Origin of the sequence: Roseburia sp. OM02-15, assembly GCF_003481835.1 — a bacterium.
Lineage (GTDB): Bacteria > Bacillota > Clostridia > Lachnospirales > Lachnospiraceae > Eubacterium_I > Eubacterium_I ramulus_A.
Map to the genome: position 1 here is coordinate 295,082 of NZ_QULX01000001.1, position 16,756 is coordinate 311,837.

General features: G+C 43.4%; 16 protein-coding genes and 1 riboswitch. Of the genes, 15 read left to right on the forward strand and 1 reads right to left on the reverse strand.

Annotation, left to right across the window (positions count from 1 at the left end; genetic code table 11):
- Positions 1-236 precede the first annotated feature (236 nt).
- The 6 genes from DXB15_RS01365 to ribH all read left to right on the forward strand — a co-directional run bounded on the left by DXB15_RS01365 (position 237) and on the right by ribH (position 6,701).
- A complete protein-coding gene (locus DXB15_RS01365) occupies positions 237-1,181 on the forward strand; it encodes a D-2-hydroxyacid dehydrogenase (protein WP_118701806.1) in 945 nt (314 codons plus the stop codon).
- Positions 1,182-1,238: 57 nt separating this feature from the next.
- The gene (locus DXB15_RS01370; protein ID WP_158582167.1) at positions 1,239-2,246 is read left to right on the forward strand and encodes a lysylphosphatidylglycerol synthase transmembrane domain-containing protein; all 1,008 of its coding nucleotides are present in this window, start codon (positions 1,239-1,241) and stop codon (positions 2,244-2,246) included.
- A 216-nt stretch (positions 2,247-2,462) separates the two neighbouring features.
- A riboswitch (FMN riboswitch) is annotated at positions 2,463-2,620 on the forward strand.
- Between the two features lie 258 nt (positions 2,621-2,878).
- Complete coding sequence (gene ribD, locus DXB15_RS01375; protein WP_118701808.1) at positions 2,879-3,982, forward strand: bifunctional diaminohydroxyphosphoribosylaminopyrimidine deaminase/5-amino-6-(5-phosphoribosylamino)uracil reductase RibD; 1,104 nt, start codon at positions 2,879-2,881, stop codon at positions 3,980-3,982.
- A 146-nt stretch (positions 3,983-4,128) separates the two neighbouring features.
- Entirely contained in the window at positions 4,129-4,785 is a 657-nt protein-coding gene (locus DXB15_RS01380) for a riboflavin synthase (RefSeq protein ID WP_109215115.1), read from the forward strand.
- 109 nt (positions 4,786-4,894) lie between these two features.
- Complete coding sequence (locus tag DXB15_RS01385; RefSeq protein ID WP_118701809.1) at positions 4,895-6,100, forward strand: bifunctional 3,4-dihydroxy-2-butanone-4-phosphate synthase/GTP cyclohydrolase II; 1,206 nt, start codon at positions 4,895-4,897, stop codon at positions 6,098-6,100.
- Positions 6,101-6,239: 139 nt separating this feature from the next.
- Positions 6,240-6,701, forward strand: coding sequence for a 6,7-dimethyl-8-ribityllumazine synthase (gene ribH, locus DXB15_RS01390; protein ID WP_109215117.1), 462 nt, complete (start codon positions 6,240-6,242; stop codon positions 6,699-6,701).
- 270 nt (positions 6,702-6,971) lie between these two features.
- On the opposite strand, the gene DXB15_RS01395 is transcribed toward ribH, so the two are convergent.
- Positions 6,972-8,039, reverse strand: a complete 1,068-nt coding sequence (locus DXB15_RS01395; RefSeq protein ID WP_118701810.1) for an undecaprenyldiphospho-muramoylpentapeptide beta-N-acetylglucosaminyltransferase — start codon at positions 8,037-8,039, stop codon at positions 6,972-6,974.
- Between the two features lie 398 nt (positions 8,040-8,437).
- On the opposite strand from DXB15_RS01395, the gene DXB15_RS01400 reads away from it, so the two are divergent.
- The 9 genes from DXB15_RS01400 to dusB all read left to right on the forward strand — a co-directional run bounded on the left by DXB15_RS01400 (position 8,438) and on the right by dusB (position 16,586).
- Entirely contained in the window at positions 8,438-8,758 is a 321-nt protein-coding gene (locus tag DXB15_RS01400) for a hypothetical protein (protein WP_109215119.1), read from the forward strand.
- 314 nt (positions 8,759-9,072) lie between these two features.
- Positions 9,073-10,218 carry a cell wall hydrolase gene (locus tag DXB15_RS01405; protein ID WP_109215120.1) on the forward strand — a complete coding sequence of 382 codons (1,146 nt, stop codon included), beginning with the start codon at positions 9,073-9,075 and terminating at the stop codon, positions 10,216-10,218.
- 237 nt (positions 10,219-10,455) lie between these two features.
- Positions 10,456-10,899: an NfeD family protein gene (locus DXB15_RS01410; RefSeq protein ID WP_177956980.1), complete on the forward strand. Its 444-nt coding sequence runs from the start codon at positions 10,456-10,458 to the stop codon at positions 10,897-10,899.
- Between the two features lie 120 nt (positions 10,900-11,019).
- Positions 11,020-11,949, forward strand: coding sequence for an SPFH domain-containing protein (locus tag DXB15_RS01415; RefSeq protein WP_109215121.1), 930 nt, complete (start codon positions 11,020-11,022; stop codon positions 11,947-11,949).
- 211 nt (positions 11,950-12,160) lie between these two features.
- Entirely contained in the window at positions 12,161-13,159 is a 999-nt protein-coding gene (gene argF, locus DXB15_RS01420) for an ornithine carbamoyltransferase (protein ID WP_109215122.1), read from the forward strand.
- A gap of 129 nt (positions 13,160-13,288) precedes the next feature.
- The gene (locus DXB15_RS01425; protein ID WP_118701811.1) at positions 13,289-14,278 is read left to right on the forward strand and encodes a biotin--[acetyl-CoA-carboxylase] ligase; all 990 of its coding nucleotides are present in this window, start codon (positions 13,289-13,291) and stop codon (positions 14,276-14,278) included.
- Positions 14,279-14,349: 71 nt separating this feature from the next.
- Positions 14,350-14,682 carry a DUF6145 family protein gene (locus DXB15_RS01430; RefSeq protein WP_118701812.1) on the forward strand — a complete coding sequence of 111 codons (333 nt, stop codon included), beginning with the start codon at positions 14,350-14,352 and terminating at the stop codon, positions 14,680-14,682.
- A 19-nt stretch (positions 14,683-14,701) separates the two neighbouring features.
- Positions 14,702-15,472 (forward strand): type III pantothenate kinase, encoded by a 771-nt coding sequence (locus DXB15_RS01435; protein ID WP_109215125.1) that lies wholly within the window; start codon positions 14,702-14,704, stop codon positions 15,470-15,472.
- A 139-nt stretch (positions 15,473-15,611) separates the two neighbouring features.
- Positions 15,612-16,586 (forward strand): tRNA dihydrouridine synthase DusB, encoded by a 975-nt coding sequence (gene dusB / locus DXB15_RS01440; protein ID WP_118701813.1) that lies wholly within the window; start codon positions 15,612-15,614, stop codon positions 16,584-16,586.
- Positions 16,587-16,756: the final 170 nt, after the last annotated feature.

Below are 16,756 nucleotides of genomic sequence, written 5' to 3' on the forward strand. Positions count from 1 at the left end.
TATCAGATCATAAAAAATTAAGAAAGTGGAATAGTCCTTTTGTGGGACTGCCACTTTCTTTTTTTTATAAAATGAGTTACAATGGGCGAAGTCAGAAAAGAATCATTGGTAAAGGGTGATAAAAATGGATGAATGTAAGGAATGTTACAGAAAATAACAGATGTGACAGGGAAAACATTGAAATCCACAATAAGATAGATAACAGAAGCAGATAGTACAGAAGGAATGTGAAAGATATGAAGATAGTTTTTTTAGATGATAATTCAATTGGAACGGACATTGATCTCAGTGGATTTGAGTCTCTGGGTGAAGTGGTTCGTTACGGAAGCAGTAAGCCGGAGGAGGTTCCGGAGCGTGTGAAGGATGCGGATGTGGTCATCATCAACAAGATGGAGATCAACGAGCAGACCATCGGAACGGCACAAAATCTGAAGCTTGTGTGCGTGACTGCCACAGGTACTAATAATCTGGACAAGGAGTTCTTAGCAAAGCGGAATATTGCATGGAGAAATGTGGCAGGCTATTCTACAGAGTGTGTGGCGCAGCATACGTTTGCGTTACTGTTCTATTTGTTGGAGAAAATGCCCTATTATGACAATTATGTTAAATCAGAGAAGTATGTAAATGATGCTATGTTTACACATTTTGCAAATCATTTTCATGAGCTTAGCGGTATGACATGGGGCATCATTGGTCTGGGAGCCATCGGCAGACGGGTGGCAGATCTGGCAAAGGCTTTTGGCTGCCATGTGATCTATTATTCCACTTCCGGAAACCATACGGAGGATGGCTACGAGCGCGTAGATTTTGATACCTTGCTTAAGACATCTGATATTGTGTCCGTGCATGCACCGCTGACGGAGCAGACGGAACAGCTGATGAATGCAGCTGCATTTTCAAAAATGAAAAACAGTGCGATTTTTATCAACGTGGGACGCGGACCAATCGTGGTGGAAGCGGATCTGGCAGATGCGCTGGAACAGGGTGAGATCGCGGCAGCAGGCCTGGATGTACTGAGCGCGGAGCCGATGCGTGAGGACAATCCACTGCGTTGCATCAAGGATAGCGAGAAACTTGTGATCACGCCGCATATCGCATGGGCGGCGGTGGAGACGCGCAAGCGTCTGATGGACATTATTTTACAGCAGGTGAAGGAGCTTTTTGAAGTTAAGCAAAAATAATGAGAAAATGCGATGGATGAAAATACATAGGTTACGATGGAAGGAGAACGTATCTTTATGAAAAATAAAAAACGATTGGCGAAGCTGATTTTTGTGGTGATACTGCTTCTGATCATCTGGTATACATTTAAGGATTCCGCAGGGGATATTGTTGCACAGCTTCAGAAAACATCTTTTGCGGTGCTGGTGGCGATTATGGCTGCAACCGTGATTTATCATTTATTTGAGGCATGGATCACCTATTCACTGGCGCGCAGATATAATCCAAAATTCAAGTTCCGGGAAGCCGTTTACTGTGCTTTTAACTGTTCCTTTTACCGTTTATCTACACTGGGAAGCGGCTCCGGTGTGGCAGCAATCGTGTATCTGGGAAAAAAAGGTGTTGGCTATTCGGAGGCAACCGGACTTTATATGATTCAGTACATGGTGCACAAAGTCAGTGTGGCACTGTTCAGCGGACTTTTATTTATCTTGAACTGGAAAGTAATGTCTGTGAATTATAGAGAATATGGCGTGTATCTGGGGCTTGCATATGTGTTGACCGCGATTATCAGTATCGCATTGATTATTTTTGCGGTATCGGCGAAATCTCATCAGCTGATCTTGTGGATTGTGCGTAAGTTTAATAAAAGCGGAAAACTGACTCCGGCATTGAAAAAACTGGAAGAAAGCTGTGATATCATGGAAAAATCAACATCCCGCTTGTTGAAGGATGTACCATCGCTGATTTCTATGGTGTTGAAAAATATGGCAAAACTGTGCTTCTGGTATTGTATTCCGTTTTTGATCCTGTTTGGAACAAATGAAATTTCAATATTGGATTCTTTGTCAATTACATCGCTGTCTGTTATGTCGGCAGCGGTAATTCCGACACCGGCAGGGGTTGGAGCGGTAGAACTGATTATGACGAACCTTTTTGCCGTATTAGTTGGTGTGCATAAAGCTGGTGCGATCACGGTTCTTTACCGTGTGGCAACCTTTATTTTCCCCTTTGTAGTGGGCGGTGTGCTGATTCTGATCAGTAAACTTGTGGTTACAGTTCACTCATCACATGGATTCAGGTAATGATCATGCTTGCATGAGGAATTACCTGGATGCATAGTGATGAAGGGAGCGCCTTTTTGTGAGCAAAAACAGTAGCAAAGCTACGGAGAAGCCCGAAAGGGCGTTTTGCGAATGGCGCGTGTGAACTGTAACAACCTGTGTATTGGCAGAAATAAGTAAAAAATTAGCTATTGCATTTGAAAAAAGTATGTGCTATCATATGTGCAGAAAAAGCAAAGAAATCTTCAGGGCAGGGTGAACTGAACCGAATGCAATTCGAAGCAGAGAGTCCCGACCGGCGGTATAGCCCGCGAGCGTGAAAGCGTTGATTTGGTGATTCTGGTAAGCAGAAGATTCCAAAGCCGACAGTATAGTCTGGATGAAAGAAGAACAAGCGAAAATAAATACTTAAATGAGACAGAAAAACAAATGTTTTGAAGTCCATTTAACAAAAAAGATTTTCACTCCCTGAGATTTATTTCTCAGGGATTTTCTTTTACCATAAATTTTTGATCTGAAAAATTTTCGGAGCCGGGATGTGAATGTTACATAAAACTAACAAGAGCATCAGGCGATGAAACACAGACACATCAGGCAACGCAAAAATTTATGGAAGCAGAAAATCCCTGGAAGATTGAAGGGAGTGTTTTTTTATGCCGGAAAAAGAAGAATATATGAAACGGGCGTTGGAACTGGCGCGAAAGGGAGAAGGTCATACATCACCGAATCCGATGGTTGGCTGCGTGGTAGTTAAAGACGGACGGATCATCAGTGAGGGGTATCACGAGAAATATGGAGAGTTTCATGCGGAGCGAAATGCATTGACCCGCTGTACAGAAGATACCACAGGAGCTGATTTGTATGTGACATTGGAGCCGTGTTGTCATCAGGGAAAAACCCCACCGTGTACGGACATTATCATTGAAAAAAAAATCGCCCGGGTTTTTGTGGGAAGTATGGATTCTAACCCACTGGTGGCAGGTAAAGGTGTACAGATCCTGCGGGATCATGGCATTTATGTAGAGACCGGAATTCTGGAAGAGGAATGCCTGAAGTTAAACGAAGTATTTTATCATTACATCACGACAAAGACACCGTTTGTGGTTATGAAATATGCCATGACTCTGGACGGAAAAATCGCCTGTGCCACCGGAGATTCCAGATGGGTGACCGGAGAGACGGCCAGAGCGCAGGTGCATCGGATGAGGGGACGCTACCGGGGCATCATGGTAGGAATCGGAACGGTGTTGGCAGATGATCCGATGTTGAACTGCCGCGTGGAAGGCGGTGTGGATCCGGTGAGAATCATTTGCGATTCCAACCTTCACATTCCACTGACAAGTCAGATCGTAAAAACTGCATCAGAAATTGAGACGATCGTTGCCTGCAGTCAGGAAGCGTTAGAAGCAGAGCGAAAGCAGGAGAAAATCAGGAAGTTAAAAGAGGCAGGCATTCAGCTGATCGGCACGGAAGGTGCACACGGAGTCAATCTGGTGGAATTGATGAAAAAACTTGGTGAGCAGAACATTGACAGTATTTTACTGGAAGGCGGTGGAACGTTAAATGCTTCTGCACTGGAAGATGGTATCGTAAATAAAGTATATGCTTACATTGCAGGAAAGCTCATCGGCGGCATGGATGCACGCTCTCCGGTAGAGGGAATGGGAATCGACCGAATGGCAGATGCGATCACATTGAAAAATATGGAGATTGAACGTCTGGGCGATGACTTCTGCATTGTTGGCTATGTCAAATAACGATGCAAAAAACGAAGATAAAGTGAAAAGAATTTCTTGAACAAAGAATACTTGCTACATAGTGTTCAGGAAGAGTAATAAGACAACAATACCTGAACAGTAATTGATATAAAATTAAAAGTTAACTTGAAAAGAGGCGATCATACATGTTTACAGGATTAATTGAAGAAGTGGGAACCATTCAGAATGTACGACGTGGCGCCCGGTCCTGTGTACTGACCATCGGATGCAAAAAAGTGCTGGAAGGCAGTCAGATCGGAGACAGCATTGCAGTCAACGGTGTGTGCCTGACAGTGACGAGCATGGGCGGCAGTTATTATACCGCAGATGTTATGGCAGAGACAATGAACCGAAGTTCTCTGAGGCAGTTAAGTACTGGGGCAAGCGTAAATCTGGAGCGGGCGATGCCGGCAAACGGCAGATTTGGCGGTCATATCGTATCGGGACATATCGATGGCACCGGAACGGTGCAGAGCATTGAACCGGATGACAACGCAATCTGGTACACCATCGCAGCAAAGCCGAACCTGCTTCGCTATATCGTAGAAAAAGGTTCCATTACAATCGATGGTATCAGCCTGACCGTGGCTTATGTGGATGAACATTGTTTTAAAGTGTCCATCATCCCACATACACAGCAGGTAACCGCTTTGCATGACAGAGGCGTTGGCGACATCGTCAATCTGGAATGCGATATTATTGGAAAATATGTGGAAAAACTGTTGCAGCCGGCAGCGGGAGAAGAAGAAACAAAAAAAGAAATCGGAATCACCGAAGACTTTTTAAAAAAATATGGATTCTAAATTTACAGGAATCAGAAATGCGATAAACAAGTAAATTGAAAAACAGATGATAGAAAAGTAATTAAAACTTAAATGAATGAAAGTTAAGGGAAACTTGGAGGATAAAAAAATGGCAAAAGAAATTGGAACAGTAGAAGAAGCATTACAGGATTTGAGAGACGGAAAAGTAATTTTAGTAATTGATGATCCGGAAAGAGAAAATGAAGGTGATCTGATCTGTGCGGCAGAGTTTGCAACACAGGAAAATGTAAACTTTATGGCATGCGAAGCAAAAGGTTTGATCTGTATGCCGATGAGCGGTGAGCTTTGCGATAAACTGGGACTGGATCAGATGGTAAGTGTGAATACAGATAATCATTGTACTGCATTTACCGTATCCATCGATCATGTAGACACCACAACCGGCATTTCCGCAGCAGAGCGTTCCTACACTGCATTGAAATGTGTGGAAGACGATGCAAGACCGTCAGACTTCCGCAGACCGGGTCATATGTTCCCACTGCGTGCAAAAGACGGCGGCGTACTGGTGCGTGACGGCCATACAGAGGCAACCGTTGATCTGGCAAAACTGGCAGGCTTAAAACCGTGTGGACTTTGCTGTGAGATCATGCGCGAGGACGGAACCATGATGCGTACCACAGAGCTGTTGCAGTTTGCAGAAAAACATGATCTGACCGTTATCACAATTACCGATATCATTGAGTATCGTCTTAAAAATGAGAGTCTGATCCGCCGCGAAGCAGATGCAAAACTCCCGACAAAATATGGTAACTTTGAGATTTATGGATATGAAAATATTTTAAACGGAGATCATCACGTAGCACTTGTTATGGGCGATGTGGCAGATGGTGAGCCGGTACTTTGCCGTGTACATTCCGAGTGCCTGACCGGAGATGTGTTTGGTTCCAGCCGCTGCGACTGTGGAGAACAGTTAGATGCAGCAATGAAAGCCATTGCAAAAGAAGGTAGAGGCGTATTGTTATATCTTCGCCAGGAAGGTCGTGGCATTGGTCTCATCAATAAATTAAAAGCATACGAGCTGCAGGAGCAGGGGTATGATACCGTAGAAGCAAATATCAAACTTGGTTTCCCGGCTGATATGCGTGAGTACGGAGTGGGCGCACAGATCCTGCGTGATATCGGAGCAAAACGCCTGCGTCTGCTGACAAACAACCCAACCAAGATCACAGGACTTGCAGGATATGGCATCACCATTGAGGAGCGCGTACCGATCCAGATCCAAGCACAGAAATTTGACTATTTTTACCTGAAAACCAAACAGGAAAAAATGGATCATATGACAAACTATGAATAAAATACAACCGGTAAAATGCAGGAGCATTCTTGAATGTTTGGAGAGATTTTGTAAAGTAAATACAGAGTGATAAAAGAAGTAGAAATATAAAGTAAAAATTAGAAATAAACGTAATAATTCAAATCAGGAGGATAAGAAAATGAGAGTTTTAGAAGGAAATGTAGTAGCAGAGGGAATTAAAATCGGTATTGTAGCAGCACGTTTTAACGAGTTTATCGTATCAAAACTGGTTGGCGGCGCACAGGACGCTTGTGTACGTCACGGTGTAAAAGATGAGGACATTGATCTGGCATGGGTTCCGGGTGCATTTGAGATCCCGATCGTTGCAAAGAAAATGGCAGCTTCCGGAAAATACGATGCAGTACTTTGTTTAGGAGCAGTTATCAAAGGTTCCACAAGCCACTATGATTATGTGTGCGCTGAGGTCAGCAAAGGAACTGCTATGGTTGGCCTTGAGACAGGCGTACCGACACTGTTTGGTGTATTGACAACTGACAACATCGAGCAGGCGATCGAGCGTGCAGGTACAAAAGCAGGAAACAAAGGCTATGATGTTGCTTGCTCCGCAATCGAGATGGTAAATCTGATGAAAAACATCTAATAAAAGAGTAAAAAAACAAGAGCAAAAGGACTATTTATAAAAAACAAGTCTTTTTGCTCTTTTGCTTTATCATTAGAGAAGCATGTATATACATGCGGCACGCAGTGCAGTGTGGCGCAAAAAATTTACAAATATCACGATGTAAATTGAGAACTTCTGCATTTTTCCTCAAGGAGCGATTGTTAGCGACTGAGGCAAAATGCAGAAGTTCGTATCAAAACATAATATCGTAAATTTTAAGCCACACAAATAAGCCACACCAAACAAGATCTAATGTTTCCGAAGTTTTTCAATCAAATCTGTGATCGTTGTAACCGCATCCATCTGATCACTGCTTTCCATTGCATGAATATAATCCTTGCGTTTTTCCCATACAGTATGAATCGCATCAGTCAGTGTCTGATCAGACAACGCTTCTTCTTCGATCACATAGCTGAATCCCTGTTTTTCAAAAGAATTTGCATTCAGAATCTGATCGCCACGACTTGCATTTTTGGATAACGGAACCAGAATATTTGGTTTACGTAATGCCAGCAATTCGCAGATAGAGTTAGCACCTGCACGGGAGATTACAAGTTCTGCAACGGCAAACATATCTGCCAGCTCTTTGTTTGCATATTCATATTGTACATAACCGGCTGTGTTATTCAGGGAAGCATCCAGATTTCCTTTTCCACACAGATGGATCACCTGATAATTTTTCAGCAGTTCCGGAAGAATACTGCGGACAGTATCGTTAATGACTTTGGAACCGGAACTTCCGCCAACTACAAGAATGACAGGTTTTTCACTGTTGAGACCAGTGTATGTATAAGCAGCTTCTTTGCTTCCGTGAAGTAGCTCTGCACGGATCGGAGAACCGGACAATACAGCTTTTCCTTCTGGCAGATGTGGAATTGTTTCCGGGAAGTTACAGCATACACGGCTTGCTGCCGGGATCGCGATACGGTTGGCAAGTCCCGGAGTAATATCAGATTCATGGATGATCGTCGGCACTTTGGCATGTTTTGCTGCCAGAACCACCGGAACACTGACAAATCCGCCTTTGGAGAATACAATATCCGGTTTTAATTTGCGCATCAGAGCTCTTGCCTGAAAATATCCCTTCATTACTTTAAATGGATCAGAGAAGTTTTTCGGATCAAAATAACGGCGCAGTTTTCCGGAAGAAATGCCGTAATACGGGATATTCTGCTGTTCGATCAGTCCTTTTTCCATACCTGCATAAGAACCGATGTAGGAAATGTCATAACCCAGTTCTTTCAGGCGCGGAAGAAGCGCAATATTTGGTGTAACATGTCCGGCAGTACCACCGCCGGTGAGAATGATTTTTTTCATATGATGAATCCTTTCTGTTTCAGATATCTGACTTCATTTCTTACAAATATACACCTATTCCCATGGGGTGACAAGTATTTCTCTTCGTCAAAAAAGGGATTCAACACTTACAGAATTGAGCCGCCATTTCTGTAAGTGTTCAGTAATAGCAGATTTCCTTAGAAGGAGAGAATTTTCTGTTTCAGAATCATCTCTACGAGTTGATTAACTTCCGGTTTTTGATGAAAATTGATCAGTTAAGTATTAAAAACTGGAAAAATATTATAATAGGAAGAAACAGGTCGAAACTTGCGGCGAAAAGAGCCGCAAAGCCCCTTTTCTAAAGTGTATGTTTTTGTTACACTTGCTATGTAACAAAAATGTCATGAACAGGATCCATGACGGGAAGGAGGCGTGAAATGGATCGACTGATTCATTTTGCAGAAATGATATATACACAGCATACGACAGAGCTGATTCTGGGTATTCTGGGGTGTATTGTAGTACTGATGATAATCAATCTGGCAGGGGTGCGTCGATGCAGAAAACAGATCATCCGTCTGACGGAAAAATCAAAAGATGTAATGAAAATTGCCATGAGTCAGAGAGCAACAGACAGTGGCAGAGATCGTGAAAAATACATAAGAAAAGAACCGGAAACAAGTGCAAAAAGAGGACATGCTGTAACAAAGTCAGAGGAAGAATTATTTGGCAGTGTCATACAGGAAATGTTTCCGTAAATGATGTAATAAATTGTATTTTGAAAAAGATGATGGAATCCCAAAAAAGTGCACAAAAATGTGCAATTTGGTATAAAAATCATCTTTTTTCAAGGAAAAAATGGGTAAAAAGTGCACAAAAAGTGAAAAATAGGGTTGACATCCTGAAAATGGGTTGTTATAATGCGTGCAACGTTTGTGTAACAATTCTGTAACAAATTTAACAGAAATGCATAATTAGTAATTGGAATTGTAATACTAACACAAAACAAATTATAAAATCAATTAACAAATTTTTACGGGCAATTTTGTAAAGGTTTGAATCAGGAGGTCAAATGAAATTTAGAAAGGTTATTGAAAGCGGAATTATTACAGCAGCTCTGGCACTCACATCCGTCACAACAGCCGTTTCTGCAAGTGCTGCTGAGACAGGAACCACGACGGAGAGCGCTACAGTAAATGCAAATGTGGCAGACCGTGTAAGCCAGGCGGCAAGCACAGGAGTTCAGTCTGTTCAGATCATACAACAGAACGCACAGGCAGCGGCAGAAGCTGCTGAGTGGGCAGACAAAATGCTGGTAACAGTTGATAAAGACAGTTCATTGAATATACGAAAAGAAGCATCTGCGGATGCGGAAGTAGTTGGAAAATTTTATGCAGGCTCCGGTGCGGAAGTACTTGAGACCGGTGATGAATGGACCAAGGTAAAATCCGGAGACGTAGAAGGTTATGTAAATAATGCATATTGTGTATTTGGCGAAGATGCTCACACTTATGCAGAAGAAAACTGTGAGACAAAGGCAACCGCGAATGCAGATGGTATCCGTGTTCGTGAGGCATCCAACACAGATGCAAAAATTCTTGACGTCATCGATTCCGGCGCATCTCTGACAGTAAACACAGATGCAGAGGAAGTTGACGGATGGGTTTCCGTAGACTGCAACGGAACAACTGCATATGTTGCAGCAGACTATGTAGACGTTGCATTAAATATTGACGATGCCGTAAGCATGGAAGAAATCCGTGCAAGAGAAGCAGCTGCCGCTCAGAAAGCAGCACAGGAAGCAGCAGCTCAGGCAGGAAACAGCAACTCAGGCTCAGACAGTGCAGCAGTTACAACAAGCTCTGAAGCAGTCAGCGCTTCTTCCAGTGACACACAGCTTCTGGCAGCCATCATCCAGTGTGAGGCAGGCGGAGAACCGTATTCCGGTCAGCTTGCAGTTGGAGCTGTTGTCATGAACCGTGTAAAAAGCGGATCTTTCCCGAACAGCATTTCCGGTGTTATCTACCAGAGCGGTCAGTTTACACCGGCTTCCAGTGGAAAGCTTGCAAGAGTATTAAGCAGCGGAAATATCTCATCCAGTTGTTATCAGGCAGCAGCAGAAGCATTAAGTGGTGCAGATAATACAGGCGGAGCAAAATATTTCCATGCAGGAACAAGCGGATCCGGTACAGTGATCGGATCACAGATTTTCTATTAAGAAAAGCTATAGGCGGAACAATTTATGCAATTCAGGTTGGACGTGAGCGAGACCTGGTGCGTGATATTAGTCAACAGAAGTTGCTATATTCTTTTTAAGAATTACCGTGCTTTATACAGAGAGACTACAAAAATTGCCGGAAAACGGCAAGAATGTGGTCTCTCTTTTTGTGATTATTATTGTAAAACGGGAGAAAATATAGTATATTGGTGAAAACAAGGAAAAGGGGGGATCGACATGTTTTCATTATCAGCGCCAATGATATGGCTGGTTCTTCTGGTAGCATTTATCCTGCTCGAGATCGCGACCGTGGGATTGCTGACCATCTGGTTTGCAGGCGGTGCACTGGCAGCATTTTTTGTTAGCGTGGCTCAGGGTGGAGTCGCTGTACAGGTAATCGTGTTTCTGATTGTGTCGTTGGTATTGGTTCTGCTGATCCGACCACTGGCTCAGAAAAAATTCAATTCGGAGCACATTCGCACAAATGCACAGACACTGATCGGAGAAGAAGCAGTCGTAATAGAACCGATTGATAATCTTCTGTCAACCGGACGTGTGATGATACGCGGTCAGGAATGGGCAGCAAGAAGTGTGGATGAAAAGCAAAAATTCAAAAAGGATGACGTTGTAAGCGTTGTTTCTATCAGCGGGGTAAAACTGATGGTTAAGTGTCCGGAGTAATTGGGAGGCATATGTCATGTGCTACATGATGCGTATTTTGCAGTAAGAGAGTTGTGACATTCCTGAAATCCGATTACCTAAAGCAGACATATTCTTTTTGAACGTGTAAAGGAGGGCAATATAGTGATTGCAATTATTATTCTAATCGTAGTAGTTATCTTGATTCTGGCATCATGCATCAAGATTGTACCTCAGGCGAACGCATATGTTGTAGAGCGTCTGGGCGCATATCAGGGAACCTGGGAGGTTGGTATTCATTTCAAAATGCCGATCATCGACCGTGTGGCAAAAAGAGTTCTGTTAAAAGAGCAGGTTGTTGATTTCGCACCGCAGCCGGTTATTACAAAAGATAACGTTACCATGCGAATTGATACTGTCGTATTTTTCCAGATCACAGATCCGAAGCTGTTTTCCTATGGTGTGGAAAATCCGATCATGGCGATTGAAAATCTGACAGCAACAACACTGAGAAATATCATCGGTGATCTGGAGCTGGATGAGACACTTACTTCCAGAGAGACCATCAATACAAAAATGAGAGCTTCCCTGGATATCGCAACAGATCCATGGGGAATCAAAGTAAACCGTGTAGAGCTGAAAAACATCATTCCGCCGCAGGCCATTCAGGATGCGATGGAGAAACAGATGAAGGCTGAGCGTGAACGTCGTGAGGCAATCCTTCGTGCAGAAGGTGAGAAGAAATCCACCATTCTGGTTGCAGAAGGTAAGAAAGAATCTGCAATTCTGGATGCGGAGGCTGAGAAACAGGCAGCAATCCTTCGTGCAGAGGCAAAACGTGAAGCAACCGTCAAAGAAGCAGAAGGTCAGGCAGAAGCGATTCTGAAGATCCAGCAGGCAAACGCCGATGGTCTCCGCTTCCTGAAAGAGGCTTCTCCGGATGCAGCAGTTCTTCAGATCAAGAGTTTGGAGGCATTTGCAAAAGCAGCAGACGGCAAAGCAACAAAGATTATTATTCCGTCAGAAATTCAGGGTATGGCAGGACTTGCCAAATCTCTGGTAGAAGTAGCAGCAGATGTAAAAGAAAAGTAAGAATAGTAACATGGGCTGCCCGCACGGCAGCCCTGTTTTTAATCAAATCAAGCAAGTAGCGTAGGCGGATTGCGCATATCCTTTGACATGAGTTTTTACATGACAGAAGGTGTTTTACCATTTTCTGTCGAAGAAACACAGGCAAGATGCGATTTTTTACAGCAGAAAATAGAAAAAGCTGAATGATAATAAACTGAGAGGTAAAAAAGAAATGAATTTAACAGGAAAAAACTTTTTAAAATTACTGGATTTCACACCGGAAGAGATTACATATCTGATTGACTTATCCGCAGAGCTGAAAGAGAAAAAGAAAAAAGGTATTCGTCACGATGTACTGACAGGCAAAAACATTGCCCTGATTTTTGAAAAAAATAGTACACGTACCCGTTGTTCTTTTGAAGTAGCAGCCTTTGATCTTGGTATGCATACAACATTCCTTGACCCGTCTGCTTCCCAGATCGGTAAAAAAGAAAGCATTGCAGATACTGCACGCGTTCTTGGACGTATGTACGATGGTATCGAGTATCGTGGCTTCGATCAGGAGATCGTTGAGGAACTTGCAAAATATGCAGGTGTTCCGGTATGGAACGGTCTGACCAATGAGTTCCATCCGACACAGATGATCGCAGACATGCTCACCATCAAAGAGCATTTTGGACATTTAAAAGGAATTAAACTTGCATACATGGGCGATGCCCGCTATAATATGGGAAATTCTCTGATGGTCGTATGTGCGAAACTTGGTATGCATTTTACTGCATGCACAAATAAAAAATATTTCCCGAATGAGGAATTAGTTGCTCAGTGCCGTGCCATCGCAGAGGAGACAGGTGCAACCATCACTTTGACAGAGGATGCAATGGCAGGAACCAAAGGTGCAGATGTTATCTATACAGATGTATGGGTATCCATGGGTGAGCCGGATGATGTATGGGCAAGCCGTATCGAGGAGCTGACACCATATCAGGTAAATGCAAAATTAATGGAAAATGCAGGACCGCAGGTAAAATTCATGCATTGTCTGCCGGCATTCCATGATCTGAATACAAAGATCGGAAAAGAGATCCATGACAAATTTGGTCTGGATGCAATGGAAGTAACAGATGAGGTATTCGAAAGCCCGCAGTCTATCGTGTTCGATGAGGCTGAGAACCGTATGCATACCATCAAAGCGGTTATGTATGCAACCCTTGGCGGAGCTGAGAAATAATCATCCGTATGGAGCGTATGCTCTGAATTGACCAAATATAAAAAAGTACGTTGTCTTCGTTGAGCATATCTGATTGAATATCCAATAGAAGACAAGACAGAATACGTACGGTATGAACTGTATGATAGGATGGAGAAAACTGTGAAAAAGAAAATTCTGGAACTTTTGCAGAATTGTCAGGATTTTATATCCGGACAGGAAATCAGTGAAAAATTTGGTGTATCCCGCACAGCGGTATGGAAAGCAATCCGTCAGCTAGAAGCAGAAGGATATGTGATTGAAGCAGTGAGAAACAAAGGCTATCGGTTAAAAGAAGAACCGGATCTGCTGACGGAAGAACAGCTTCAAAAATATCTGGAAACAGACTGGGCGGGACAGCATCTGGTGGTGTTTGATGAGACCGATTCTACCAACAATCAGGCAAAACGGCTGGCAGAAGAAGGTGCAGAGCACGGTCTGCTGGTGCTCAGCGATTGTCAGACTTCTGGAAAAGGACGCCGGGGACGTTCCTGGGATTCCAAAGCCGGCGAAGGTATTTTTATGACTTTGCTGTTAAAACCGGATATTCAACCGGGAAATGCTTCTATGCTGACCCTTGTGATGGCACTTGCGGTCCGGGCGGGCATTGAAGATGTGGTTGGAATTGACACACAGATCAAATGGCCGAACGATATCGTATGTGACGGCAAAAAAGTATGTGGCATTCTGACAGAGATGAGCGCACAGATCGATTATATCAACTATATTGTGATCGGCGTGGGAATCAACGTTTCCAATGAAATTTTTCCGGAGGAAGTGGCTGCGACAGCTACCTCCCTGTATTTGCTGACGGGTGTGCGCATCAGCAGAGCAAAACTGGCTGCAAAGATTATGGCAGAGTTTGAAAAATATTATGCTCTTTATCTGAAAACACAGGATCTGTCCGGTTTGATGAATGAGTATAACAGTCATCTTATCAACCGTGGGCGCAGTGTGCGTGTGCTTGACCCGCGGCAGGAGTATACCGGCGTCGCGCAGGGAATCAGTCAGAGTGGGGAGCTTCTGGTACAGACAGAAGACGGAACTGCCCATGTTTCCTCCGGTGAAGTATCCGTTCGTGGTGTGTATGGATATGTGTGATGAATGTACCTTTGTTTGCCAGAATAGACGAACTGGACAGAAGAATAGATAACAGGAGAAAATGATCATTTATGAATCAGGAAGAAGTAGTGCTGTGTGGATCCAGCGCATATACAAAAAAATATTATCTGAATCCGGATTTTCAGAAATTACCGCAGGGAATCCAGGATGAACTGAAACTGATGTGTGTATTGTATACAGAAGATGTAGGCGGTACACTTACCTTGAAATTTGATGAAGACGGAGAACTGATCTTTGAGACGGCGGCAGATGAGGGTGATTTGCTGTATGATGAGATTGGAAGTGTTCTGAAAGTGAAACAGCTGCAGAACACAAAGCAGGAATTGTTGGAATCACTGGAAATGTATTATAAAGTGACTCATCAGATAAACGTTGAAAACTAGCTAGTGGAGGACTGGAAAAATGCTTTTAACCGTAGATATCGGGAATACAAATATCACACTGGGTGTATTTGAAGGGAAAAAACTGCGTACCACATTTCGAATGACAACAATTCAGACACGTACCTCAGATGAGTACGGTATGGTGATGTGTGAGCTGCTGGAGCATAATCAGGTGAAAGTTGGAGAAATTACAGATGTCATCGTTGCATCCGTAGTACCGAACGTTATGCATTCCCTGACAAGTGCCATCATCAAATATTTTAATACAAAACCAATTATTATCGAGGCTGGCGTAAAGACCGGAATCCGTGTGACTTCCAAAAACCCACGTCAGGTAGGTGCAGACCGTATCGTGGATGCGGCAGCAGTTTATGAGCTGTATGGTGGACCGGCGATCGTGATTGATTATGGTACGGCAACTACCTTTGATCTGGTAGATTCAGATGGTACCTTTACCGCTTGTGTGATCGCACCGGGTATCCGTACTTCCGCGCAGGCGATGTGGAGTATGGCTGCCAAACTGCCGGAATTTGAGATCAAGAAACCGAAGAGCATTCTGGCGCAGGATACCATTGCATGTATGCAGGCAGGATTGGTATATGGTCAGATCGGACAGACAGAATACATTGTCAAACAGATGAAAAAAGAGTTTGGCAAGGAGAATATCAAAGTTGTGGCAACCGGTGGTCTTGGAAGAATTATTGAAAAAGAGACCAATGCCATTGATATTTATGATCCGATGCTTACCTTACAGGGCATGCGTCTGATCTTTGAAAAACAGAAAAAGTAGTTTTGGGAAAGTCTGATCTTGGAAAAGCAGAAAAAGTAATTTCAGAAAATGCAGAATCTCAGATCAGATACATTGAAAATGTAAAACAAACAAGCGTAGATACAAGGATAAATAGAAGAAAAAACGGAAAGAGTACAGTATGAATAAATTGAAAATAGGCAATGTAACCCTGGAGAACAATTTAGTACTGGCACCCATGGCAGGCGTAACAGACCTGCCATTTCGTTTGTTATGCCGCAGACAGGGTGCAGGGCTTTTGTGCATGGAGATGGTCAGCGCAAAAGCGATTTATTATAAAAATAAAAATACGGAATTACTGATGGAGATTCATCCGGAGGAACATCCGGTTTCACTGCAGTTGTTCGGATCAGATCCGGATATTCTGGCAGCTATGGCAGCGCAGATCGAGGAGCGTCCCTTTGAGATCCTTGATTTCAATATGGGCTGTCCGGTGCCAAAAGTGGTGAATAACCATGAGGGATCGGCATTGATGAAAGATCCGAAGCTGGTGGAAGAGATTCTGACCAAGATGGTAAAAGCGGTGAAAAAACCGGTGACGGTGAAAATTCGAAAAGGCTTTGATGAGGAACATGTCAATGCCGTGGAGATCGCAAAAATCGCGGAAAGCTGTGGCGTGGCGGCGATAGCGGTACATGGAAGAACCAGACAGCAGTATTATTCCGGCAAAGCGGACTGGGATATTATCCGTCAGGTAAAAGAGGCAGTATCCATTCCGGTCATCGGAAACGGTGATATTTTGTGTGCGCAGGATGTGGTTCGTATGAAAGAACAGACCGGATGTGACGGTTTTATGATCGGACGTGGTGCACAGGGAAATCCATGGATCTTCAAACAGATCCAGCATCAGCTTGAGACTGGTGAAGAGTTGCCGAAACCAAGCCGCCGGGAAGTGTCAGACATGATGCTTTTACATGCCCGTTTACAGCTTCAGATCAAGGGAGATTACATTGGGATCCGTGAGATCCGCAAACATGCCGCATGGTACACTGCCGGTTATAAAAATTCTTCCAAACTTCGCGGGAAGATCAATGAAGTGGAAAGCTATGCACAGCTGGAAGCATTGCTGGAACAGTGGCTGGCAGAAGAAGCATAGCGTAAAGTGCATGGAAAGAAATGATATGCAAGTCACAGAAATGCTGAAACAGATACGATGAAGTGGAACAGATAAAGAATCAATAGTAGAAATTTCGTTATAGATAGTAAAAAGATTATAATAACATAGACATTACAAATAGTAAAAAATTCATAATAACGACTTTTTCC